The 23,140-nt window shown below is 46.0% G+C and carries 21 protein-coding genes and 1 other RNA gene; 12 read left to right on the forward strand and 10 right to left on the reverse strand.

Translation table 11 applies throughout. The features are described from left to right. From leuC to VNE01S_RS04305, 5 genes are all read right to left on the reverse strand, one after another. Positions 1-946: 3-isopropylmalate dehydratase large subunit (leuC, locus tag VNE01S_RS04285; protein ID WP_061781627.1), on the reverse strand; the 946-nt coding region annotated here is incomplete at its 3' end. 134 nt (positions 947-1,080) lie between these two features. Next, positions 1,081-2,172 carry a 3-isopropylmalate dehydrogenase gene (gene leuB / locus VNE01S_RS04290; protein ID WP_053396571.1) on the reverse strand — a complete coding sequence of 364 codons (1,092 nt, stop codon included), beginning with the start codon at positions 2,170-2,172 and terminating at the stop codon, positions 1,081-1,083. A 61-nt stretch (positions 2,173-2,233) separates the two neighbouring features. Next, complete coding sequence (gene leuA / locus VNE01S_RS04295; RefSeq protein WP_053396572.1) at positions 2,234-3,781, reverse strand: 2-isopropylmalate synthase; 1,548 nt, start codon at positions 3,779-3,781, stop codon at positions 2,234-2,236. A gap of 297 nt (positions 3,782-4,078) precedes the next feature. Continuing rightward, positions 4,079-5,680: an ABC transporter transmembrane domain-containing protein gene (locus VNE01S_RS04300; protein ID WP_053396573.1), complete on the reverse strand. Its 1,602-nt coding sequence runs from the start codon at positions 5,678-5,680 to the stop codon at positions 4,079-4,081. Continuing rightward, positions 5,677-6,732: a P-loop NTPase family protein gene (locus VNE01S_RS04305; RefSeq protein WP_053396574.1), complete on the reverse strand. Its 1,056-nt coding sequence runs from the start codon at positions 6,730-6,732 to the stop codon at positions 5,677-5,679. Before VNE01S_RS04305 ends, VNE01S_RS04300 begins: the two co-directional genes overlap by 4 nt. 149 nt (positions 6,733-6,881) lie before the next feature. Between VNE01S_RS04305 and VNE01S_RS04310 the strand changes: the two genes are divergently transcribed. The 11 genes from VNE01S_RS04310 to ilvN all read left to right on the forward strand — a co-directional run bounded on the left by VNE01S_RS04310 (position 6,882) and on the right by ilvN (position 18,938). After that, positions 6,882-7,280 carry a hypothetical protein gene (locus tag VNE01S_RS04310; RefSeq protein WP_156309897.1) on the forward strand — a complete coding sequence of 133 codons (399 nt, stop codon included), beginning with the start codon at positions 6,882-6,884 and terminating at the stop codon, positions 7,278-7,280. A gap of 17 nt (positions 7,281-7,297) precedes the next feature. Further along, positions 7,298-7,960: a response regulator transcription factor gene (locus VNE01S_RS04315; RefSeq protein ID WP_053396576.1), complete on the forward strand. Its 663-nt coding sequence runs from the start codon at positions 7,298-7,300 to the stop codon at positions 7,958-7,960. Between the two features lies 1 nt (position 7,961). Continuing rightward, positions 7,962-9,323: an ATP-binding protein gene (locus tag VNE01S_RS04320; protein ID WP_162208413.1), complete on the forward strand. Its 1,362-nt coding sequence runs from the start codon at positions 7,962-7,964 to the stop codon at positions 9,321-9,323. Then, positions 9,313-10,107, forward strand: a complete 795-nt coding sequence (locus VNE01S_RS04325; RefSeq protein WP_053396578.1) for an SH3 domain-containing protein — start codon at positions 9,313-9,315, stop codon at positions 10,105-10,107. The genes VNE01S_RS04320 and VNE01S_RS04325 overlap by 11 nt, the downstream gene beginning before the upstream one ends. A 103-nt stretch (positions 10,108-10,210) precedes the next feature. Then, on the forward strand, positions 10,211-11,251 hold the full coding sequence (locus VNE01S_RS04330; RefSeq protein WP_053396579.1) for a porin: 1,041 nt from the start codon (positions 10,211-10,213) through the stop codon (positions 11,249-11,251). 147 nt (positions 11,252-11,398) lie between these two features. Beyond that, positions 11,399-11,923 carry a phosphatase PAP2 family protein gene (locus VNE01S_RS04335; protein ID WP_053396580.1) on the forward strand — a complete coding sequence of 175 codons (525 nt, stop codon included), beginning with the start codon at positions 11,399-11,401 and terminating at the stop codon, positions 11,921-11,923. A gap of 9 nt (positions 11,924-11,932) precedes the next feature. Continuing rightward, positions 11,933-12,979 carry an MJ1255/VC2487 family glycosyltransferase gene (locus VNE01S_RS04340; protein WP_053396581.1) on the forward strand — a complete coding sequence of 349 codons (1,047 nt, stop codon included), beginning with the start codon at positions 11,933-11,935 and terminating at the stop codon, positions 12,977-12,979. A gap of 371 nt (positions 12,980-13,350) precedes the next feature. After that, positions 13,351-14,310 (forward strand): transcriptional regulator LeuO, encoded by a 960-nt coding sequence (gene leuO, locus VNE01S_RS04345; protein WP_053396582.1) that lies wholly within the window; start codon positions 13,351-13,353, stop codon positions 14,308-14,310. A gap of 162 nt (positions 14,311-14,472) precedes the next feature. Next, entirely contained in the window at positions 14,473-16,281 is a 1,809-nt protein-coding gene (locus VNE01S_RS04350) for an AMP-dependent synthetase/ligase (RefSeq protein WP_053396583.1), read from the forward strand. 436 nt (positions 16,282-16,717) lie between these two features. After that, positions 16,718-18,442: an acetolactate synthase 3 large subunit gene (locus tag VNE01S_RS04355; RefSeq protein WP_053396584.1), complete on the forward strand. Its 1,725-nt coding sequence runs from the start codon at positions 16,718-16,720 to the stop codon at positions 18,440-18,442. Between the two features lies 1 nt (position 18,443). Beyond that, on the forward strand, positions 18,444-18,938 hold the full coding sequence (gene ilvN / locus VNE01S_RS04360; RefSeq protein WP_053396585.1) for an acetolactate synthase small subunit: 495 nt from the start codon (positions 18,444-18,446) through the stop codon (positions 18,936-18,938). Between the two features lie 73 nt (positions 18,939-19,011). Here ilvN and serA read toward each other — a convergent pair whose 3' ends face one another. From serA to zapA, 5 genes are all read right to left on the reverse strand, one after another. After that, complete coding sequence (gene serA, locus VNE01S_RS04365; RefSeq protein ID WP_053396586.1) at positions 19,012-20,241, reverse strand: phosphoglycerate dehydrogenase; 1,230 nt, start codon at positions 20,239-20,241, stop codon at positions 19,012-19,014. A gap of 238 nt (positions 20,242-20,479) precedes the next feature. Next, positions 20,480-21,136, reverse strand: coding sequence for a ribose-5-phosphate isomerase RpiA (rpiA, locus tag VNE01S_RS04370; RefSeq protein WP_053396587.1), 657 nt, complete (start codon positions 21,134-21,136; stop codon positions 20,480-20,482). 61 nt (positions 21,137-21,197) lie between these two features. Further along, positions 21,198-21,785: a 5-formyltetrahydrofolate cyclo-ligase gene (locus tag VNE01S_RS04375; protein WP_053396588.1), complete on the reverse strand. Its 588-nt coding sequence runs from the start codon at positions 21,783-21,785 to the stop codon at positions 21,198-21,200. A 32-nt stretch (positions 21,786-21,817) separates the two neighbouring features. Further along, positions 21,818-22,001, reverse strand: a non-coding RNA gene (gene ssrS, locus VNE01S_RS04380) — 6S RNA. Between the two features lie 21 nt (positions 22,002-22,022). Beyond that, positions 22,023-22,331, reverse strand: a complete 309-nt coding sequence (gene zapA, locus VNE01S_RS04385) for a cell division protein ZapA (protein WP_053396589.1) — start codon at positions 22,329-22,331, stop codon at positions 22,023-22,025. Positions 22,332-22,557: 226 nt separating this feature from the next. On the opposite strand from zapA, the gene VNE01S_RS04390 reads away from it, so the two are divergent. After that, on the forward strand, positions 22,558-23,133 hold the full coding sequence (locus tag VNE01S_RS04390) for a YecA/YgfB family protein (RefSeq protein WP_053396590.1): 576 nt from the start codon (positions 22,558-22,560) through the stop codon (positions 23,131-23,133). Positions 23,134-23,140 lie beyond the last annotated feature (7 nt).

Here is a 23,140-nt window from a genome sequence, read left to right on the forward strand (position 1 = left end):
TTTCTACGGGATCGGCAAAGCTTTCTGGAGAAGGAATCGGAGCATCGACTGAAATTACCTGACCTGGGTTAGTCCCCCAAGTGACCTGCGGTTTAATGTCCGCTGCGTTCAATGTTACAACCGCATCAAATTCAGCGTCATCGTCTGTTTTTAGTGTTTTCCAGTACTCTACGGCTGCATCAAAGTCAGAGCCTTTTGGTGAGAACTTACGGTCTTTGATGTATTCGAACGTTGTTTCATCCGGTGCGATTAAACCTGCTTTAGCACCTAATTCGATCGCCATGTTACATACCGTCATACGACCTTCCATTGAAAGATCGCGGATGGCTTCACCACAGAACTCAACCACGTAACCGGTACCGCCAGCCGCCGTAGTTTCACCAATGATCGCTAGTACGATGTCTTTGGCGGTAATTCCCGGAGCCACTTTGCCTTTGACTTCGATCTTCATGGTTTTTGCACGAGCTTGTTTTAGCGTTTGAGTTGCCAATACGTGCTCAACTTCAGACGTACCGATACCGAAAGCCAGTGAGCCGAAGGCACCATGAGTCGCAGTATGTGAATCACCACAAACGATGGTCATACCAGGAAGGGTGATCCCTAGCTCAGGACCCATAACGTGGACGATGCCTTGGTATTTGTGATTGATGTCGTAAAGGGTAACGCCAAACTCTTCACAGTTCTTAGACAGCGTTTCCATTTGGATACGCGCCATTTCACCAGAGGCATTAATATCTTTAGTGGTGGTCGATACGTTGTGGTCCATCGTGGCAAACGTCTTGTTCACCTGACGGACTTTACGCCCTTTTTCGCGCAGACCATCGAACGCCTGAGGCGAGGTCACCTCATGCACTAAGTGGCGGTCGATATATAGGATCGGGTTTTCCCCTTCGGCTGCTACGGCAACGTGTGCGTCGTAGACTTTTTCGTATAGTGTTTTGCCCATGATTGCTTCCTTTCCTCGTCGTCCTTATCACTAAAACGGTGTTTGCGGCGTTCTAGCACCAATGACTGAGAGTTAAGCCATTGGTTTGTATCGCACAGAGCGAGGGTTTGTATTTATTATGAATTTGGTCTGTATTACGAGTTCAAGATGTACTCAGCGATCTTATCGCCCATCTCTGACGTCGATAGTGCTGGCTTATCTCCGGCTAGGTCAGCCGTCAACTCACCTGCTGAAAGTGCTTTGGATACCGCTGCTTCGATATCTTGCGCTGCCGCTTCTTCGCCTAGGCTATAACGTAACATCAGTGCTGCTGATAGGATTTGCGCCACCGGGTTAGCGATGTTTTTACCTGCGATGTCTGGTGCACTGCCGCCTGCTGGTTCGTATAGACCGAACTTGCTTTCGTTAAGGCTTGCGGAAGGTAGCATGCCCATGGAGCCAGTGATCATCGCACATTCATCAGAAATGATGTCACCGAAGATGTTTGAACAAAGCATCACGTCAAACTGAGCAGGATCTTTGATTAGCTGCATGGTCGCGTTGTCGATGTACATATGAGATAGCTCAACATCTGGGTAACCTTTCGCGATCTCTTCAACCACTTCGCGCCATAGAATAGAGCTTTGTAGAACATTCGCTTTGTCGATAGAGCACACTTTCTTGCTGCGTAGACGAGCGGATTCGAAAGCGATTTTCGCGATGCGTTCGATTTCAAAACGGTGATAAACCTCAGTATCAAACGCTTTCTCGTTGGCACCTTCGCCTTCACGACCTTTTGGTTGGCCGAAATAGATGCCACCGGTTAGCTCACGAACCACAACGATGTCAAAACCACGCTCAGAAATATCTGCGCGTAGAGGAGAGAATGCTTCTAAGCCTTGATGGATTTGAGCCGGGCGTAGATTACAAAACAGTTGGAAGTGTTTGCGTAATGGAAGTAGTGCACCGCGTTCAGGTTGATCATTAGGTGGAAGGTGTTCCCATTTTGGGCCGCCTACCGAGCCGAATAGTACCGCGTCAGATTCTTCACACGCTTTAACTGTACTCTCTGGCAACGGACAACCATGGTTATCAATCGCGATACCACCAACATCGTGTTGGTCGCGCTCGAACGAGATACCGTGTTTAGTTTGAATCGCATCCAGCACTTTATGTGCTTGTTCCATTACTTCTGGGCCAATGCCGTCACCTGGAAGAACGGCAATCTTATAGGATTTGTCTGTCATGTTAGTCCTTTAATTCTAATTATTTAGATGACTAGGGACGACTCACGTCCCTGGAGTCTGTCTATACTGTTGCGATTTTCTTTTGTTTGATCTCGGCAATCTGGTCGGCACGATGGATGCTGTTGATCACGTGCAGTAGTGCTTGACCTGACGCCTCGACAATATCGGTAGAAACCCCAGTACCATGGTACTTACGGCCTTTATAGTTCGCGATAATATCTGCTTGGCCAAGACCGTCTTCACCTTCACCTTTTGCGGTTAGGTCAAACTTATCCAACACAATATCATAACCTGTCACGCGATAGATACATTGGTAAAGTGCATCAACAGGACCATTGCCAACCGCTGCTTCACACTTCTCTTCGTCACCACATTGAATCTTGATGCTGGTTGTTGCCATCACGCTACCTGATTGAACGCTTAGGTAGTTCAATTTGTAGAAGTCGTCTTCTTCACGAAGGTTAGAGAAGTGCATCAATGCTTCTAGGTCGTAGTCGAACACTTGCCCTTTACGATCCGCCAGTTTCAAGAAGTCGGCGTACAATGCGTCTAGGTTGTATTCTTCCTCTTTATAACCCATCGCGTCCATGTGGCTCTTCACCGCGGCGCGGCCCGAACGGCTAGTTAGGTTTAGCGCTTGGTTCTTAAGGCCAATCGACTCAGGCGTCATGATTTCGTAAGTGTTTTTGTTCTTCAACATCCCATCTTGGTGGATACCTGAAGAGTGGCTAAAGGCGTTCGCGCCGACGATCGCTTTGTTGCTTTGGATCGGCATATTACATAGTTGGCTCACCAGCTTACTGGTGCGGTGGATCTCGTCATGTTTAAGGCCGGTATGAACGCCCAAAAACTCTTGGCGAGTCTTGATGATCATCGCGATTTCTTCTAGAGAGCAGTTGCCGGCACGTTCTCCGATACCATTGATCGTGCCTTCGATCTGGCGTGCACCTGCCTGGACTGCGGCGATAGAGTTGGCTACCGACATACCCAAGTCATCGTGGCAGTGAACCGAGATAATCGCTTTATCGATGTTCGGGACACGGTTAAATAGTGTTTGGATAATACCGCCAAATTCACTTGGTACGGTGTAGCCAACGGTATCTGGAATGTTGACTGTGGTTGCACCCGCATTAATCGCCGCTTCGACCATACGACATAGGTTGTCGATTGGTGTACGGCCAGCATCTTCACAAGAGAACTCAACATCATCGGTGTAGTTACGCGCATGCTTTACTGCTTTTACCGCCATGTCGACTACGTCGTCGTAACTACGGCGCAGTTTGTCTTCTACGTGGATGGTGGAAGTCGCCAAGAAGGTGTGGATACGGAACTGATCGGCCACTTTTAGGGCTTCGGCGGCGGCATCGATGTCTTTCGCAACGGCACGCGAAAGAGCACAAATTCGGCTGTTTTTAATGTTTTTTGCGATGGTTTGTACGGACTCGAAATCACCTGGAGAAGAGATAGGGAATCCCGCCTCGATCACATCAACGCCGAGCCTTTCAAGCGCATAGGCAATTTGCAGTTTCTCTTTAACCGTCAAGCTTGCTGACAACGCTTGTTCGCCATCACGCAATGTGGTGTCGAAAATAATGACCTGATCGTTCATGTGTGCTTCCTTATTTGATTTTTGATGCAATCTGCATCAGTTAATCGTTTACTTCCGGTATTTAGATATAAAAAAACCCGCATCGGATGCGGGTTTTAGGAAATCTTGTTTGTGGTTATTTTTCTTCCACAGCCTACCCGCGCGATGATGTCACGATAAGGAGGAGGCTCAGCAGAATAGAAAAATGAGTTGTCATTGTTATAGAAACCTATATCGGTGTTAAATAAACCACAAATTCGAGTTAACAAATTAGTACCGCACTCTCTCTGGCGCGTCAACCGTAAAAACAGAAAAGGGCTACTTTTTTTCCATCGCCGTGAAAAAGCCAGGTTCAGTATGTTCAGTTTTTATTGACTTTAGTTCTTTTATATCAATGTCTTGTAGCCTTTCCGAAAGATGGCTGGATACATGACCGACAACCAGTAAAGTAAATCGGACCTTCTCTTGCCAAATTAACACTTTATCCATCAGCTCTGAGTTTGCGCAGATATCGGGATGAGAAATAATAAGTAACCCAGGCTGTCGAAGTAGGGCTTGTATCACGAGTAATCGAGCATACTGTAATGAGGGCAGGTTGCGTCCTAGCTCACTAATTGTTTCGTTGAGATGTTCTTCTGATAATTCAAAATGCGCTAAAAGAGAGTGCAAAAAGTTCAGGTTCTCTTCTGATACTCTCAAGTTAGATTTCATAGTGCCCCTAAGTAGGTAGCTCGCTCGGCTAAGTGTGATTATGCTTTTGTTTACACTTTGCCTAGAAAGCCAGTCTAGTCTTCGCCCCGAAACTGTGACTCGGCCAGAAATAGGCAACTGATGCTTAGAGAGAATCTCAACCAATCGTTCAGATGGCTCACTGATTGGGATATGGATAGCAGAGCCAGGAGCTATAGACTGACTGATTGGTGCAGAATCTTCCGTTAGCTGGACTCTTTTTAGCTGAATAGCATGGCTGTACTTGGAGGTGAGTTTGGTTTCTTTGGCTGGTTTTCTTGGCGCTGCGTTATTGAGTGCCAATTCAAGGCGAAGCTTGGCGGCATAAAACGTGATGGCGTAAACCCAGCTGGTATTGAGCTGTTTGAGCGAGTTAAAAAGCAGCCCAAGAGTGAGCATTACCACTGCTAACTCTTGGTTGGGGAGGGTATTTTCCCATAAGAACAGCACCAGTACACAGAGAGTCATCACTTGCGAGATGAGATGGCTGAAATGCTTCGAAGCCGCAGTCAAAAATGCTTGTGTTACTGAGCTATTTGCTAGCCTATCGTTGTGACGAGCCAAGCGTCTGGTTTCTCGGTTGAGTAAATTGAACTGGTTAACGGTTTGGCTGGCGATAATGCTTTCACCCAAAAAACCACTCAATCTTCCGCGATCTCGACGGATTTCCAGTGCAATTTGATACATTTTTGGAGTTAAGGTCGCCATAGACAATAGGTAAATAATGCTAAAACCCGTAGCCAACCATCCGATTTTTCCCCAGTGTAGGCACAAAAAGACAGTTAACCCTATAGCTGAAATCGAATGGATGGTCAGCTTTGGTATCCCAATCGATGCCCAATTTTTTATCTGATTACTGTCGGTAATCATTCGGCTCATGACGACCCCGACGCGTTTGGGGGCTAAGTAGCTTGGTGCTCCGACGAGCCCTTGGTATAGCTGGCAACGAATCGCTTTAACATAATTTTGCCCTAACCTCTCCGCGCAGTATGCTTCTAGCACGGAAAGAGCAAACACCAAAATACCGATAGCCACGAACCCGAATACAAGATGAGTAAACGAGCTCGATTGCCAAAGCGTTTTCAATAGCAGCACACCGGTAATGTTGGCGATAGCAATACTGACCCCGACACCAATAAGAGTCAGAAGCCAGTATTGGCGGCTACCAGAAAATATTGGAACTAATTTCATGCTGTCGCGCTAAAAGTTTGGCAAGTTGATAGGAGTGATTTAGCGGTATCGGCGTTAACGAGATCTTCAAGATCCAGGATTGGAAGCTGTACTTGAGTGGCGGCTTCACGCGCCGCAAGTGGTGAGCAGCAGATCATGCCGCTAATGGCGGGAACATGGTAACCCTCGCTCTTTAACCAAAGCGCCCCTGACGTCGCGCCTAATGATTCTCTGGCCGTAAACACCACGTTGTTAAACTGTGATTTGTATTCTGGGTCTTGCAGAAGGGCGCGAGTTTCCTGCTGATAGACACCGTCTGCGATTTCTACCACGATGGCATCACAGCCTTGGTTGATAAGGGTTTGGGAGAGCTTTTTCACAATATTCATTAGCTCTGCCTGATCCACTTTGAACGAGGTAGGAAATCCAGCATCGGTAAAATCTACGGCACATATTGCGCCAGCATCTTGCATTAGCCATAAGTCACCGCCCGCGCCAGTGCCAGTCACTTTCATTGCACCCACTTTATAACCCGCTTTGGTTAAACCGTGAATAATGTGCGCCGCAGTCGTGGTTTTGCCCGCGTTCATTGACGTTCCGACTACGGTGACATTTGGCACGTTTGGTACCGAAAGAGCTTTAGGTACAGAATAGTCTGAAAGGTTAATGACCTTGCCATTTTTATCGGCAACTAACCCTATCGGCGTAATTTCAGTAGGAAACTCAATTTTAGCGTGCCAAGACAGTGCTTTTGCCGCAATCCCCCCAGCAGCTACCATATGACATGGCGACAAATCTTCAGGGATTACGGCTTCAAACTGGTCGGGAGCATAACGGTTGCCATAGGCCAAAATCACTTCATCCCCTTCAAACAGCTTTGCCTTACGTCCGTCTACTCGTTCAGTACGAGTGTGGTGCCCAATCAAACTGACTTTAGCCAAGATAAGATCGCCTGCTCTTGGTGTGTAACTTAAATCTTCAATGAGGTTCTCCATCGATTCTTTGGTGACTCGGCGAGTAACAAAGGATTGTTTGGCGGCCAGAAGACGTGTCTTAGAAGTTGTCATGTTCATGATTTGTTTCCTTTTTTAATGTGCGGTTTGTTTGAACGATTACATTCTAAGACGGTTGTGCTGACGGAAAGCTGATAGGGTTTGTAAGGTGATCGTAAGGTTTCTAATGCTATTTTTATCCTGAGTTTTTCTGCCCCAAAGGTTGTCACTTGCGTCGAATTTATTCTCTCTTGTTTGTATGGCTATGTAGTGTGCTGTTGCTGTTTTCAGGCATGGCACAGGCTAGTTGCAGTGATAAACCATCGGCAGCCACCTTTTTTAAGTTTATGAAAGAGGTGAAAAAAAATGCACATCAACGAGGAGATACGTTACTGAAAGCTTCGGCGATAAATAAGGAATGCAAACCCGTCTTTGAACTGAAGATATTGGATGCGCACGGCAGGGTGATAAATCGTTATTACGATGCCGTCACGTACAAAGAGCTGTATAAGCCTAAACCCATTTTAAATAACAATGATCGTGATAAATCGGACTCTTCGTCTGGCGGAGGTCGCTCTTCTTCGCGGGATGACGATGACGACGATGATAATGACGACGATGATGATTAGTCAGTTGAGATCTTAGGATGAGAGCACTAGTAGTTGAAGATAACGTTCAAGCCGCGGAGCAAATATCCCGCGCACTAAGTAGCCATGGGTTCGCAGTCGATTTAACCCATGATGGCAACGAGGCTTGGTTTCAGGGAGATACAGAGGAATATGATATTGCCATTTTAGACTTGGGCCTCCCAGGCAAAGATGGTTTAAGTGTATTAACCGAGTGGAGGAGAGCTGGGAATAAGATGCCTGTCATTATTCTTACCGCGCGCGATACGTGGAGAGAAAAAGTCACAGGCCTGAGAACGGGTGCGGATGACTATTTAGTCAAACCTTTCGAAATGGAGGAGTTGCTTGCGCGTGTGGAAGCCCTCGTCCGGCGCTCAAATGGTCACGCAAGTACCATCTTGACCTGTGGAGAGCTTGAGCTGGACTCTACTTCTCAGCGTGTATCGCTATCGGGTGTACACCTTGATTTAACCTCATTGGAGTATCGATTGGTTTCGTATTTGATCAACCGCCCAGGTGAAGTGATTTCTAAAGCCACGCTCACCGAGCACCTTTATCAAATGGATTATGAGCATAATTCCAATGTTATTGAAGTGCTGGTTAACCGCGTACGAAAAAAAATGGGGACACAACATATTCAAACTCGCCGAGGTCAAGGGTATCAGTTGCATGAGCGTGGCTAGTGTGAATTTGACAAAAAGGAACTCGTTGCTTCGTCGCGTTATTCGAACTGGTGTTGGGTGGTATTTGCTCGCGATACTTAATGTGGGTGCGCTGCTGATGTACATGTTTGAACAACATATTGAGCAGCGCTTTGATGACGTTTTACGCAATCAGCTTTATGACATGGTGGCTGCTGTTGAGGTTCGTTCAGGTGGTCAGGTGATTATGGGCTCTTCATCCAGTAACCCTGTGTTTAGCCAGCCTTTGTCCGGGTGGTATTGGCAAGTGATAGATCACAACAACCAAGTGCTATTCCAGTCGGACTCGCTTTACAGTGAGCAACCTCTCCCGCTGGTGGAGCATGATGAAGGATATAATTTCCATCACATCGAAATAATGGGGCCAGTACAAGAACTCAGAATGGGGATCCAAACCGTGGAATTCTCACGGGAGGACATGCACTTGCAGTTTGTGGTCTCGGGGCCAGTGAACGACATTACAAAAGATGTATATGCGTTTGGCCAGTTATTGTTTTTTGTTCTATTGATCTTAGTACTTGCAGTGATGGTTTCGATTTGGAATCAAGTTCGCCAAGTGCTCAGACCGGTAAAACAGCTAGAAGATAATATTGCTGCGATACGTCGTGGAGAAAAGACAGAAATCGACGCAGATTTACCGCAGGAACTACAGAACTTTGGTGAGGAGATCAACCTCTTACTCGCTCACAATACGGCGATTCTTGAACGTTCTCGTTTGCAGGCGGCCAACCTGGCTCATGCGTTGAAAAATCCGATTTCAGTACTTAGGCACGAGATGGAAAACCTCAGTGATAGCTCGGCGAGCGTGATGAGTGAACAGCTCAACAGATTAGCTCAAAACGCGCAAACACATCTAGCGCGGGCAAGATTGGCAGGCTCGATGAATCAGTTGGCGGCGCAAACCAATGTATCTGAAAGCGTTAGTGACATCCTCTTTTCTATGGAACTCTTGTATAAGCAAAAACAGTTACAGCTGGGTTTTCGTTGCCATGCAGGGATCTATTTTCGTGGCGACCAGCATGACTTAGAAGAAGTACTTGGTAATGTCATTGACAATGCCTGTAAGTGGGCGAGAAACCGAGTTCAAGTCAATGTTGAGCTGAAAGATAAGCGCATTTCGATTGCTATAGAGGATGATGGCGTGGGGATCCCCGAAGCCAAGCGCGAGCATGTATTTAAACCAGGACGTCGTTTAGACGAGACAACGGAAGGGTCGGGGCTGGGGCTCAATATCGTACAGGATGTCGTGATGCTCTACGGGGGGAACGTCGGTGTTGAATTATCAAAGTTGGGAGGGGCAAAAGTGTATTTGGAACTGCCAGGAGGAATAAACGATGCAGTTTAAATCTCAGGCGCTATTGTTATCTTGTTTTGCTTTAAGCGGTTGCCAGCTACTGCAAGGATCAAAGATTGAGGCCATTTCCAATGAAGTGATGCTCTCCCACGCGCGAAAAGTACAACGTATTAGTGATGACATTGATTTGTTTTTCAGCCAGCAAGAGCGCGACAAGATGTTGAAGCAACTTGTTCAAGGGCTAGAAAACCAGAACAGTACCCGATTAAAAGGCAAAGACAGGCGGACGGCGGCAAGGTGGGTGATAGAGTTAGAACCAACCGAGTGGCTTGCTATCGACGTTCAGCGACAATCTGTTGCTCAGGTCGATGAGCAACAGGACTTTGAGTTTATGGATGTACCGTATCGCGCAACCACCACGCTAAATATTCGCCACCGACCTTCGGCGTCGGGGGCGAAACTTGGGGCACTTAGCAGAGGGGATGTTTTTAATGTTATTGCCAAAGTCTCTGAGAAACCTTGGTATTTAGTGACTCAAAATGGAGTCATTAAAGGGTATGTGCACAGCAAATATGTGGCGTCCAACATTTCTTACCGCGATCTGTTATCGACTCAGCCCAATCCTTTAACAACGCCGAAATACCTCATTCAACCAGACGCTGGTGCGAATAGACAAAAGGTGAATAAAAAAATCACTGGTATCTTTACGTGCCGCCAATTCCAATATTTCTTTTCAAAGCTTGGAAGCACACAGCAGGGAGTGTATACCGCGTGCCGCAAGCAAAAAGAAACGTGGTATATCGAACCGACGGCCGCTCGTTCTAAATACGGTTAAACGCCCATAAGTGAGCTGACAGGAGGCTTACAATCCTACTCAGCTTCTTGTCAGCTAAGCTGTTTTATCTTGTTCCCATTAGATCAATACTTTTGGGAACACTATGAAACGCCACTCTTTTCTCTGCATTTTTTCTCCGCTTATTCTGGTTAGTCAGGCTTCATTGGCTGATATAACCGTGTATGAAAATGATCTCTCTGAGCTTGAAGCCTACGGTAAGCTAAAAGCGGTCTTGCATTATCAACAGCACCGATCACCCGCGACGAAATTGAAAGATGATTCAAGCCGTGCTGGCTTAAAAGGGAAATATGATCTCACCCCTGATCTCAGCTTGCGTGCTCTTGTCGAAGTTGGTAGCCATATCAATCACTCGAACAAAGAAGACGTGCTTTCGTTAAGGTTGGCGCGCATCGGGGCAAAAACGGACCTTGGTCAAATCGCTTGGGGTAAGCAGGAGGCGTTGATCCATAATCTCGATAACTACGATTTTACCAATAAGCTTGGTGGGGTCGCACACTACACGCGAGATGAAATGAATAACAAGCGCAACGAAAGTACCTTCAGCTACCGACTTGATTGGCAAGACTTTCGAGTAGAAGCCCAGCTCAACGGCAATCGCGACTTAGACAAGCGTGCACGTTTGCGTGCTGGTGGTGAATCGTTCAAAGTGAATGAACGTGAGATTGAAAATGGGCTGGGGCTTGGTGTGCGTTATAAGCGAGATGCGCACAACGTCCAAGTTCGCGTAGCGTCACAAATCACTCACTACCAGCAGGACGCGAAAGCAATCAGTGTCGCGACCACGGGCGTCAAAACCGGAAAGCTCGGCGAGGGGAACCTGTGGCGATTAGGTGCTACGCTTGGGCATTATACTTTGAAAGACAGTCGCGCATCGGCATCGGCGTACACCTTAGGTGTGAGTGGTAAAGTGCAGCTTTTTTCTCCCGTCCACGCGTACCTAACGGTAGAAACGATACGTGGCACCAATGATCTCTCCGCTGGTTTTGAAAATGCACTGACGGCAGGGGCTGAGTATCGTATTACTCAGGATGCCAAAGTGTACACCGAGGCGCAGCAGTCTTGGTTTGACCGTAGCAAGGAAGACCGGAGTCAGTGGGTTTTGGGCGGTATTTACGAGTTCTAAACAATACGGCAGAGAAAATTTACCAAGGGGGCTGATTGCCCCTTTTGACGTTTATCCACGGTGTCATCTTAATACCCTTAAAGCGTCACTGATTTGTCATTGTTATCTTTTACATTGAAGCCAAATCGACCGAGTTGGGAGTGGGTAATGCGTTCTATCGAACCAATTGCCAAACTGGATTTGGCTTTTTCACTATTTTGTCTACGACACCGTTTTTCTCACCCAGTATCTAGACTGAGCAAAGCAATATCTCATACAGGAGATGGTCACCTTTATCTTGTATTTGGAGGGCTTGCTTGGTGGTTACATGGCGAGCATGGATTGATGTTTCTTTTGGTAGGGTTACTGGCTTTTAGCATCGAACTGCCTATTTATTGGACCGCGAAAAACCTGTTTAAACGCCGTAGACCTGAAGAGTTATCAGAGCTTGTCACTTCTTTTGTCACGCCATCAGATCGTTACAGCTTACCTTCTGGGCATACTGCTGCGGCATTTTTGATGGCGACGTTAACGAGTTATTTTTATCCGAGTTTAGACACTTTCACCTTTGTATGGGCGATATTGATAGGAGCATCCAGAATTTTACTGGGTGTCCATTTTTTAACAGATGTGGTTTTAGGCGCTTTGCTAGGCATCGGTTGTGCTCAACTGGCATTAGCAATCCTTGTCTGAGGTGAATGAATGAAAATATTGTACGGTGTGCAAGGAACAGGGAATGGTCATATTGCTCGCGCCAGAGCGATGTGTCGTGCGCTAAAAAATAGTGGTGTGGAAGCCGACTTTTTGTTTTCTGGTCGAGAGAAAGAGAAATATTTTTCGATGGAAGAGTTTGGTGAATATCAGACTCGTCGCGGGTTAACGTTTGTCACTCATAACGGCCAAGTGAGCTACCTGAAAACCAGCTTGAGCAACAATATCTTCCACTTCATTAAAGAGGTAAGTGAGCTGGACTTAAGTGGCTATGATCTGGTTCTTAACGACTTTGAACCCGTCTCCGCTTGGGCAGCAAAAAAGCAAGCTATCCCATCGATCAGTATTAGCCATCAAAATGCGTTTCGTTATTCTGTGCCGCTCAGAGGCGCCAGTTGGTTAGACAAAAAGATCATTGAGCATTTTGCACCTGCCCAGCACCGCATCGGTCTCCATTGGTATCATTTTGATCAACCAATTTTGCCTCCAATTGTTCACACGCCAGAAACCCAGAAAGAAAACGAAGACTTTGTTTTGGTGTATTTACCATTTGAAAACATGAATGACATTTCGGATCTGCTGTTTCGGTTCACCCGTCACCGTTTTATCTGTTATCACCCGGAAGTGATCGAGCCGGATGTGGTCGAAAACGTAGAATTTAGACCGTTGAGCTTTGATGGTTTTCAGTTCCATTTACATCGTTGTAGTGGCGTGATTGCGAACGGCGGGTTTGAGTTACCATCGGAAGCGTTAACCCTTGGCAAGAAGTTGCTGCTCAAGCCATTGGCTGGGCAGTTCGAACAAATGAGTAACGTCGCGACATTGGAAGACCTCGGCTTGGCGACGGGGATGGATGTGCTGGATGCGTCTATACTTCGCTGTTGGTTGGATGAAGCTCAAGCTGAGAGCGTGAATTACCCAGATGTCGCCCAGTCGATCGTCGACTGGATACTCAAAGGGGATTGGGATAATCAATCCGAGCTCACCACCCACTTGTGGGATAAAGTTGACTTCCCAAGTTACGTTACCAATATTTAGCTGACTTCTTACTCAATCAGAAGGCTAACCTATACGTTAGCCTTTATGGGGTTTGCTTGTGGTATTTTCTTAACTAATGGGAATTTATTACTTTTACTTTGCTTATATTGCCTCACTTTTCTTTTTTTTCAGTCGGTTACCTCTGCATTTATAAATTTTTAGATAATTTCTATCTCATTGATTATTAATATTTATCTATTGGCTTAGATAAAAAATACTGATTAATTATCAATCCAGTTGCTTTGGAGTTATTGATTCGCGGATATTGTTGGCTCGCTGGGAGGTATCCAGCAGATAAATATAACCACATAGGTTTTTATTCCTGAACGCTACATTTAGCAAATGGCATTACCTATTGATGAGGCTGAGCAATGACCGATAAAAAAGAGTCTGTTGGGACTGTGACCAACTACCGTATGGAAAGCACTTTACGCGGAGTGGATTTAAACCTTCTCACTGTCTTTGATGCTGTAATGCAAGAGCAAAATATTACCCGAGCTGCACACAACCTGGGCATGTCTCAACCGGCAGTCAGTAATGCCGTCGCTCGCTTAAAAGTCATGTTTAATGATGAGTTGTTTATGCGTCAGGGGCGAGGTATTCAACCAACCCAACGTGCACGCCAGCTGTTTGGTCCTGTTCGTCAGGCGTTGCAGTTAATTCGTAATGAATTACCAAGCTCGATTTTTTATCCGGAAACATCGACGCGTTTGTTTAAATTGGCGATCTGCAGCCCGTGTGATATGCGTTTTGCACCGAAGATTATGTCGAGTGTCTATGAGCAAGCGCCAAATGTTCAGCTTCACCTCGATGCGGAGTTTGATCGTCAACTTGCAGAGCGTATGCGTTATCAAGAAATCGACTTTGTGATTGATTATGCACGTTTTGACGGAGCTGGGTTCTCCAGTACCGAAATCTTCAAAGATGAGTTGGTGGTCGTAGCTTCGAAATCTCACCCAAGAATTCAAGAGAGTGTGACTGCTGATCAGCTATTGTTAGAGCGTCATGCGAAGCTTTCTCGTGCTCATGGTCAACGCAGTTTCTCAGAGCAAGCTTATCGAGAGTTGGATGTGTCGGCCGATTATGAAGGAAGCAGCTTAAGTAACTTGTTATACGTGGTTGGTCAGTCTGAACTGGTGACGATCGCACCGCGTTGGATGGTGGAAAACGCGGTGAATAAAGACCAACTTCAGGTACTTGAATTCCCATTTGAAAACGGAAAAATCAGTGGTTATTTGAGTTGGCATGAATCGAATGAAAAAGACAAAGGCCACATTTGGCTGCGCGATTGCCTTATGTTGACTTGCGGTGAAGTGGTCGCTATTTCTTAGAAAATACGGATTAATGAGTTTAAAAGCCTTGAGTGTGCGAGTGCCATTCAAGGTTTTTTACCATTTAATTGATAACTTTGATAAGCGTCAGTTGCCTTTTAGCACCTGAAATGTACACTTGTGCGCTCAAAAGCTTACAGGTGTAAGCTAAAGGTAGAAAAGATGACCAACTTAGATTTTCATATCGTAAAAAAAATTCGCGAACAGATTGCTAAAGGCGGTGATCGTATTGCGCTTAAACACAAAGTTAGCAATATGTGGAACGGCATCAGTTGGAAGCAGTTTGGTCAGCAAGTGGATGCTTTGTCGCTTGCTTTACTGGCTCATGGGTTACGAGTTCAGGATAAAATAGGGATTTTCTCCAACAACATGCCGCAATGGACCGTGGCTGACTTTGCCGCGCTGCAACTGCGTGCGGTAACGGTACCTATTTACCCAACCAATACAGCCGCTCAGTCTGCTTATATTTTACAAAATGCCGATGTGAAAGTTTTGTTTGTTGGTGAGCAGCCACAGTTTGATGCGGCCATCAGTATCTTCGACACATGTGAACAGCTAGAGCTGATTGTGGCTATGTCAGACGATATTGACGTTGGTGAACATGAATTTGTGATGAGCTGGGATCAGTTCGTTGCAAAAGGAAAAGCGGACGATAAACAGGAGTTTGAGCAACGTCTTGCCGATGCGAATTTCGATGATCTACTGACTTTGATTTACACCTCGGGTACGACGGGACAACCGAAAGGCGTCATGCTTGATTACGCTAACATTGGAGCTCAGCTAGAAGGGCACGATAAGCGTTTAAGCCTATCTCAAGACGATGTTTCGCTGTGTTTCTTGCCTCTATCGCACGTATTTGAGCGTGCTTGGTCATTTTACGTCTTGTACAAAGGTGCGACGAACTGTTACCTGCAAGATACCATGCAAGTACGTGATGCATTGAGCGAAGTACGCCCTACCGTGATGTGTGCAGTACCGCGTTTCTACGAGAAAATCTTCTCTGCCATCCATGAAAAAGTTGCCAAAGCCCCTTTCATGCGCAAAGTGATGTTTACTTGGGCTGTCAACATGGGCGCCAAGATGTCGGTCTGTCATCAGGAAGGGCGCACCCCTTCTTTTGCTTTGCAGAAGGCACATAACCTCGCCGATAAACTGGTTTTATCTAAATTACGTGCATTGCTTGGGGGAAACATTAACTTCATGCCATGTGGCGGCGCAAAGCTGGATGAAACCATAGGCCGCTTCTTTCATGCGATCGGGATAAATGTGAAGCTTGGCTACGGCATGACGGAAACCACAGCGACCATTTCATGTTGGGACGATCAGTGCTTTGACCCAGACTCGATCGGTATGTCGATGCCGGGTGCAAAGGTGAAGATCGGGCCCAACAACGAGATTCTGGTTCGTGGACCGATGGTGATGCGTGGTTACTACAAAATGCCAGAAGAAACGGCGAAAACATTCGACGAGCACGGCTTTTTGAAAACTGGTGATGCGGGTCATATTGACGAAAACGGCAACCTGTTTATTACCGATCGTATCAAAGAGTTGATGAAAACATCGGGCGGTAAGTACATTGCACCGCAAATGATCGAAGGCGCGATTGGTAAAGATCACTTTATTGAGCAAATCGCCATTATTGCGGATACGCGTAAGTTTGTGTCTGCGTTGATCGTACCGTGTTTCGACAGCCTTGAAGAGTATGCCAAAGAGCTCAACATCAAATACCATGACCGTGTAGAGCTTATTAAGCACAATGAAGTGGTAGAAATGCTCGAAACGCGAGTGAATGAACTGCAGAAAGAGCTCGCGAAATTCGAGCAGGTTAAAAAGTTCAAGTTATTACCAAAAGCTTTTTCGATGGATGAAGGTGAGTTAACGCCGACTCAGAAATTACGTCGCAAAGTCATTAACGATAAATATCAGGACGAAATCGAAGAAATGTACACTGAGAAAGGCGATAAAAAGTAGCTTTTCCAGCGGTTAATTTTCGGTTTGTTTAAAAATCCCCCAGCTCAATTTAGCATTGGCTGGGGGATTTTTTATGTCGGGCTCCGACTATTCAAGCTGGCTTTATCCTCGGTGTTGATGTTCTGTTGTGTAATATTATCTTCTGAATTTTTGGCTAAAGATCAGGAATTAGTCTGGCTATTGTTTATTGTGTAGTTCTCTTTTCTCTCATTGGTTTAATAAGCAGCATCTTGTTTAAATTGCGATGAATATCGCATTAGACCGCTTGATAATAAAACGTTACATTTGTTTCGTTACCTTGCTTTTTGTTATCGCGAAGCAAGACATAGCCGAAAACTGGAATTATTTCGAATTAGGCTACGAATAAGCCCTAGACTATGTAAAACCAGACCAATTAGTTGACCTTATTAATTGGAATACTGGTAAGGAGAAAAATATGGCAGCAATGTTGTCCGGCGCAGAGATGGTGGTGCAATCTCTGATCGAAGAAGGCGTTGAACAGATCTTCGGATACCCAGGTGGTTCCGTGTTAGATATCTACGATGCGCTGCACGCAAAAACAGAAAACATCAAACACGTTTTAGTACGACACGAGCAAGCCGCGACTCACATGGCCGATGGCTATGCGCGAGCAACGGGTAAACCGGGTGTAGTGCTTGTTTGTTCTGGTCCAGGTGCGACCAATACCATTACGGGTATTGCGACGGCATACATGGACTCTATCCCAATGATTGTGATTTCCGGCAACGTGCCTAACAGCCTTATCGGTAATGATGCATTCCAAGAGTGCGATATTGTCGGCGTGTCTCGCCCGGTGGTAAAACACAGTTTTCTTGTTAAGAAAGCAGAAGACATTCCAGAAACCGTTAAAAAAGCTTTCTACATCGCGACAACTGGCCGACCAGGTCCTGTTGTCATTGACCTGCCCAAAGACGTGATGAACCCGCAGATCAAACTGCCTTACGAATATCCTGAAAGCATTTCAATGCGTTCTTACAAGCCAACCACGTCAGGTCATAAAGGCCAGATCAAAAAAGGCCTTAAAGCGCTGCTAGAAGCGAAAAAGCCAGTCTTGTATGTCGGTGGCGGTGCGGTGATCTCTCAAGCCGATGATCACTTACTTAAGCTTGCTGAAGATTTGAATTTACCGGTTGTGAGCACCTTGATGGGGTTGGGCGCATTCCCTGGCACGCATAAAAACTCGCTAGGCATGCTGGGTATGCACGGTACCTACGAAGCCAATATGGCGATGCACAATGCGGATCTGATTTTTGGTGTTGGGGTACGTTTTGATGATCGTACGACCAATAACCTTGAGAAATACTGCCCAAATGCGAAAGTCATGCACATCGATATTGATCCTTCTTCGATCTCGAAAAACGTGAAGGCGGATCTGCCAATTGTTGGTTCGGCAGACAAAGTCCTGCAAAGCATGGTGACTTTGCTTGAAGAGCAGGGCGCGATCAATGATACCCAAGCACTAGAAAGCTGGTGGGATGACATCCAAGTGTGGCGTGATCGCCAGTGTTTGTCTTACGAAACCTCTCCAGAGCGTATTAAACCTCAGCAAGTGATCCAAACGCTGCACAAGCTGACCAATGGTGAAGCGTACGTTGCGTCGGATGTGGGCCAGCACCAGATGTTTGCTGCGCTTTACTACCCATTTGCCAAATCTCGCCGTTGGATCAACTCGGGTGGTTTAGGCACGATGGGCTTTGGTTTACCAGCCGGCATGGGCGTAAAATTCGCCAAACCAAACGAAGAAGTGGTGGTGGTGACAGGCGATGGCAGTATCCAGATGAATATTCAGGAGCTATCGACGGCAATGCAGTACGATATCCCTGTCAAGATCATCAACTTAAACAACCGTTTCCTTGGTATGGTAAAACAGTGGCAAGACATTATTTACCAAGGTCGCCACTCTAACTCGTATATGAGTTCTGTTCCTGATTTTGCTGCGATCGCAGAAGCTTACGGCCATGTTGGTATCCGTATTGAAACGCCTGATCAACTTGAGTCTGGCCTGAAACAAGCACTAGAGATGAAAGATCGCTTGGTGTTTGTGGATATCAACGTAGATGAAACTGAGCACGTGTACCCAATGCAGATCAAAGGCGAGGGTATGGATAAGATGTGGCTAAGCAAAACGGAGAGAACTTAATATGAGACACATTATTTCGCTATTGATGGAAAACCAACCTGGTGCTTTGTCTCGTGTTGTTGGCCTGTTCTCACAACGTGGTTACAACATTGAATCTCTGACCGTATCGCCAACCGACGATGCAACGTTATCGCGTTTGAACTTGACCACAATTTCGGACGATATGCAGCTTGAACAGATTCAAAAGCAGCTCAACAAGCTGATTGATATTCTAAAAGTTCAGGAAGTGACGGAATACGAACATATTGAACGTGAACTGATGATGGTGAAAGTCAAAGCCAGTGGGTTTGCACGCGCAGAAGTAAAGCGTACGGCTGATATTTTCCGTGGCCAAATCGTGGATGTGACGGCATCGCAGTATACTGTTCAGCTTGCTGGGACCAGTGAAAAACTGGATGCTTTTATTCAGGCTATTTCGGAAGTAACGGAAGTGATCGAAGTGGCGCGTAGTGGCGTGGTGGGGATCGCCCGTGGAGAGCGAGCACTTAAGCCATAAAACGTGTTTCGTTAAATCGAAGGCAATAAAAAACCACCGTTAGACGGTGGTTTTTTTGTATGGCGTCTTGTGCTTAGTGAAGAATACGTGCGCGAATAGTGCCTTCGATCTTCTTCAGTTTTGCTAGTGCTTCTTCAGAGCGGTTCGCTTCCACATCAATTACTACGTAACCGATATCCGCGCTGGTTTGCAGGTACTGACCCGCAATGTTGATACCATCTTCCGCAAAGATGGTATTGATTTGCGTTAGGATACCAGGGCGGTTTTTGTGAATATGAAGCAGGCGTGAGCATTCACGATGTTCTGGTAGAGATACCTCAGGGAAGTTCACACTTGATAGCGTTGAACCGTTGTCTGAGTATTTAGCCAGCTTGCCCGCCACTTCTACACCGATGTTCTCTTGTGCTTCTTGAGTTGAGCCACCAACGTGTGGAGTCAGAATCACGTTATCAAACTTAGTTAGTGGAGACTCAAATGAGTCGGCGTTGGTCTTTGGTTCAACTGGGAATACGTCAATTGCAGCGCCAGCTAGGTGACCAGATTCAAGCGAGTGACAAAGCGCTTCGATATCGACAACGGTGCCACGAGCGGCGTTAATGAAGATAGAACCTGGCTTCATGCGTGCAAATTCTTCTGCACCCATCATGTCTTTTGTTTCTGGCGTTTCAGGAACGTGCAGAGAAATAACATCACATTTGTTCAATAGCTCGGTCATGGTGTGGACTTGCGTCGCGTTACCAAGTGATAGCTTATTCTCGATATCGTAGTAGTAAACACGCATACCGAGGTTTTCAGCGATAATACCTAACTGAGTACCGATGTGTCCGTAACCAATGATACCTAAGCGTTTGCCGCGTGCTTCATAGGAATTCTCGGCACTCTTCTTCCAAATACCACGGTGAGCCAGTGCGTTTTTCTCTGGAATACCGCGAAGGAGTAGCAAGATCTGACCAAGTACAAGCTCAGCAACACTGCGCGTGTTTGAGAACGGTGCGTTGAAGACAGGAATACCGCGAACTGCAGCAGCATTGAGGTCAACTTGGTTGGTGCCGATACAGAAGCAACCGATCGCAACCAGTTTCTCTGCTGCATTGATGACTTCTTGGGATAAGTTGGTGCGCGAGCGAATACCAATAAAATGCGCATCTTTCACTGCTTCCAGCAGCTCGTCCTCAGGTAAGGAACCTTTGTGGTATTCGATGTTGGTGTAACCAGCGGCTTGCAGCACTTCTACAGAAGATGGGTGTAGACCTTCTAAAAGGAGGATCTTAATTTTGTCTTTTTCCAGTGAAACTCTGGCCATTATCTTCATCCTTAAAATGGAAAATTGGGGCTTAACTGGCGCACATTGTAAATGGATAACGTTTTCGTAGGCTTATGCGTGACGCAAACGTTTTCCTTGGCGTCTTCTGTATTCTAAGTTAACAAAAAAAAGACGGTTTGGGTAAGAAAATTACGGAATAAGCAATAATTTTTATAGGGGAGAAAGGAAATGGCACCAACTGGTGCCATTTGTCATGAACTAACTGGAATCCAGTTAATTATTCTTCGATTTTTGCGCCTTCAGGAGTACCTGTGATAACCACATCTGCGCCACGGTGAGCAAACAAACCCACAGTCACGACACCAGCAAATGCATTGATTTTGTCTTCCAGTGCTTTTGGATCAGTAATCTTTAGACCATAGACATCCAAAATCACATTGCCGTTGTCAGTAATGACACCTTCACGGTATGCCGGGTCACCACCCAGTTTAACTAGCTCACGTGCTACGTAAGAGCGAGCCATTGGAATGACTTCAACAGGAAGTGGGAATTGGCCAAGAACATCGACAGCTTTGGTATCATCAACAATACAAATGAACTTATCAGAGATAGCGGCAACGATCTTTTCACGAGTAAGAGCAGCACCGCCGCCTTTGATCATGTCGCGTGTTGCGTTGATTTCATCTGCGCCATCAACGTACACATCCAATTTAGCGACTTCGTTGCAGTCGAAAACCTCGATCCCCAAGCCTTTTAGCTTTTCGGTTGATGCTTCTGAGCTTGAAACCGCACCTTTAATATCATCTTTGATAGTACCTAGTGCATCGATGAAGTGATTCACTGTCGAGCCAGTACCGACACCAACAATGCTGTCTTTCTCAACATACTTAAGCGCTGCCCAACCAGCCTCTTTCTTCATCTCATCTTGAGTCATGCCCATCTCCTAAATGCGGTTATATTAACGTTTGCGGCGCGATTATATGATCATTCAGGCGTTATTCCCAATCCCAGATCTGGCTTGGCGTCACTATTTTAGGTAATGGAATATCCCAAGATTCTATGGGCAGTTTATTAACGTGTTGGCAGTCATGGGCAAGTCCTATCGGTTTGGGGCCATGGCCTGTCTTAAACCAAGGTTCGAGAGTACGATCGTAGTAGCCGCCTCCCATACCTAGGCGATGACCTGTAGAGTCAAAGCCGACAAGCGGAGTACAGATCAGATCGAGTTGCTGAGCGGGGATAATTTGTGTCTTATCCAGTTTGGGTTCTGCAATATAGTAACGATTGAACACCATAGGAGTGTTGTGATCGTAATGGAGAAACAGAAGGTGTCCTTTGGAGAATGGATGAATAACCGGTAAGTAGGTTTTTTTACCCTGACGCCATAACCACTCGATAAGTGGGGTAGTGATTAACTCACCGTCAGCAGAAAGATATAGAGCAATATTTTTAGCGCTCGCTAATTCAGTGAGTGTCGAGAATTGCGTGACAATGTCTATACTCGCCTGATATTGGGCTTCATTACTGAGTTGATTACGTTGGTGACGGATTTGCTTGCGAAAATCTTGACGAGAGAGAGTCATGAAAATACCCATTCTGTTAAAGGGTATCGAGGGAATACCCCAGAGTGCCGTTGGAGATTATTGACCCTTGAACCAGCTGGTTCAAGGCGGATCAGCAGAGATAACCGTAGGCTTCTCGGTTCAAGCCGAGCTTGCTCAATAGCTATCAAGTACTAACCCTTAGGTATTGCTTATCGGCTCAGGGACGTAATCCCCTCACGCACACTCCAGGGTAAATTCTTGTTTTTGCTGTAAAGGCTACTGCTGTCCTGGCTTCACTTTACTTAATGCATCACCTAGGGATGCTGAGAGCAGTTCCATTCGCTCTGTTAACGCGCTTTGTTGCTCTTCCTTAACACTATCACGGCTCTCTAGCTCATGACAAAAGTTAAGTGCAACAAACATGAGTAATTGAACTTCGTTGGTGATTTTTGTCTTAGTGGCCATGTCTTCTAGGCTATCATTCAGGCGATCAGCCGCTCTCAGCAAAGACTCTTCTTGTCCTGCTGGGCAGTTTACTCGTGTTATCTTTCCTAAAATTTCTACTTCAACCGCTTGACTACTCATATCAACTCTGTACGCGTTACTAGGGGTGACTCTGCAGTTTGTCACCGAGGGGGAAACTATAGAAAAAGCACTGTTAAGATTCAAGCTTTTCACATTCAACTCTGTGGTAATAACACAGTAATTGGACAATTTGTGTAAAAGCTACTCATAATTACTGAATCGCTCGTTTCCGCATTCTTTGGTAAGTGGTACGATTGACTTTATTTACAAATTTTTAGGTCTCTTCATGAGTGAATCCCATCTTCCTGATTACCTGACACTGGCGAGCGAGCTGCAATCAGCAGGTATTGCCGTAAACCCTTCAGAGCTGCATGGTCTATTGGCTGGCATGTTAAGTGGTGGTTTAAGTCTTACAGATAAAAGCTGGCAACCTATGGTGTTTGATTACACTAATGATGGTATGGGATGGCCGATGCAAGTCCTGAAACTTGCAGAAAAAACATTGGATGCAACCATTAGCGACCTAACGGGATCGGGTATGGATATCGATATCCTCCTACCGGACGCAGAAGCAAGCGCGAGTCTGTTTGATATGGCGGATGGCCTTGCGGAGTGGGTTAACCATTTTATTTCAGGTTTAGGCTTAGTAAACGCCGAGCTGAAAAAAGCCTCTAAGGATGTCAAAGAAGCTCTCGCGGATTTAGAAGAAATTTCTAAGCTGGGCATTGATGAAGATGATGACATGGAAGAGCAGGCACAGCTGCTTGAGCAGGTTGTTGAACATGTAAAAGCTTGTGTCTTGACTATTCATGCAGAGTTTGGCCAAAAACCTGTAGAACAAAAGGCTCCGACTATTCACTAATCAGGTA

It is taken from the genome of Vibrio nereis NBRC 15637 (assembly GCF_001591105.1).
Classification (GTDB): domain Bacteria; phylum Pseudomonadota; class Gammaproteobacteria; order Enterobacterales; family Vibrionaceae; genus Vibrio; species Vibrio nereis.

Coding starts and splice junctions, on each gene's coding strand:
- leuB (WP_053396571.1), bottom strand. CDS start 2,172: ATGACAGACAAATCCTATAAGATTGCCGTTCTTCCAGGTGACGGCATT.
- leuA (WP_053396572.1), bottom strand. CDS start 3,781: ATGAACGATCAGGTCATTATTTTCGACACCACATTGCGTGATGGCGAA.
- VNE01S_RS04300 (WP_053396573.1), bottom strand. CDS start 5,680: ATGAAATTAGTTCCAATATTTTCTGGTAGCCGCCAATACTGGCTTCTG.
- VNE01S_RS04305 (WP_053396574.1), bottom strand. CDS start 6,732: ATGAACATGACAACTTCTAAGACACGTCTTCTGGCCGCCAAACAATCC.
- VNE01S_RS04315 (WP_053396576.1), top strand. CDS start 7,298: ATGAGAGCACTAGTAGTTGAAGATAACGTTCAAGCCGCGGAGCAAATA.
- VNE01S_RS04325 (WP_053396578.1), top strand. CDS start 9,313: ATGCAGTTTAAATCTCAGGCGCTATTGTTATCTTGTTTTGCTTTAAGC.
- VNE01S_RS04330 (WP_053396579.1), top strand. CDS start 10,211: ATGAAACGCCACTCTTTTCTCTGCATTTTTTCTCCGCTTATTCTGGTT.
- VNE01S_RS04335 (WP_053396580.1), top strand. CDS start 11,399: ATGCGTTCTATCGAACCAATTGCCAAACTGGATTTGGCTTTTTCACTA.
- VNE01S_RS04340 (WP_053396581.1), top strand. CDS start 11,933: ATGAAAATATTGTACGGTGTGCAAGGAACAGGGAATGGTCATATTGCT.
- leuO (WP_053396582.1), top strand. CDS start 13,351: ATGACCGATAAAAAAGAGTCTGTTGGGACTGTGACCAACTACCGTATG.
- VNE01S_RS04350 (WP_053396583.1), top strand. CDS start 14,473: ATGACCAACTTAGATTTTCATATCGTAAAAAAAATTCGCGAACAGATT.
- VNE01S_RS04355 (WP_053396584.1), top strand. CDS start 16,718: ATGGCAGCAATGTTGTCCGGCGCAGAGATGGTGGTGCAATCTCTGATC.
- ilvN (WP_053396585.1), top strand. CDS start 18,444: ATGAGACACATTATTTCGCTATTGATGGAAAACCAACCTGGTGCTTTG.
- serA (WP_053396586.1), bottom strand. CDS start 20,241: ATGGCCAGAGTTTCACTGGAAAAAGACAAAATTAAGATCCTCCTTTTA.
- rpiA (WP_053396587.1), bottom strand. CDS start 21,136: ATGACTCAAGATGAGATGAAGAAAGAGGCTGGTTGGGCAGCGCTTAAG.
- VNE01S_RS04375 (WP_053396588.1), bottom strand. CDS start 21,785: ATGACTCTCTCTCGTCAAGATTTTCGCAAGCAAATCCGTCACCAACGT.
- zapA (WP_053396589.1), bottom strand. CDS start 22,331: ATGAGTAGTCAAGCGGTTGAAGTAGAAATTTTAGGAAAGATAACACGA.
- VNE01S_RS04390 (WP_053396590.1), top strand. CDS start 22,558: ATGAGTGAATCCCATCTTCCTGATTACCTGACACTGGCGAGCGAGCTG.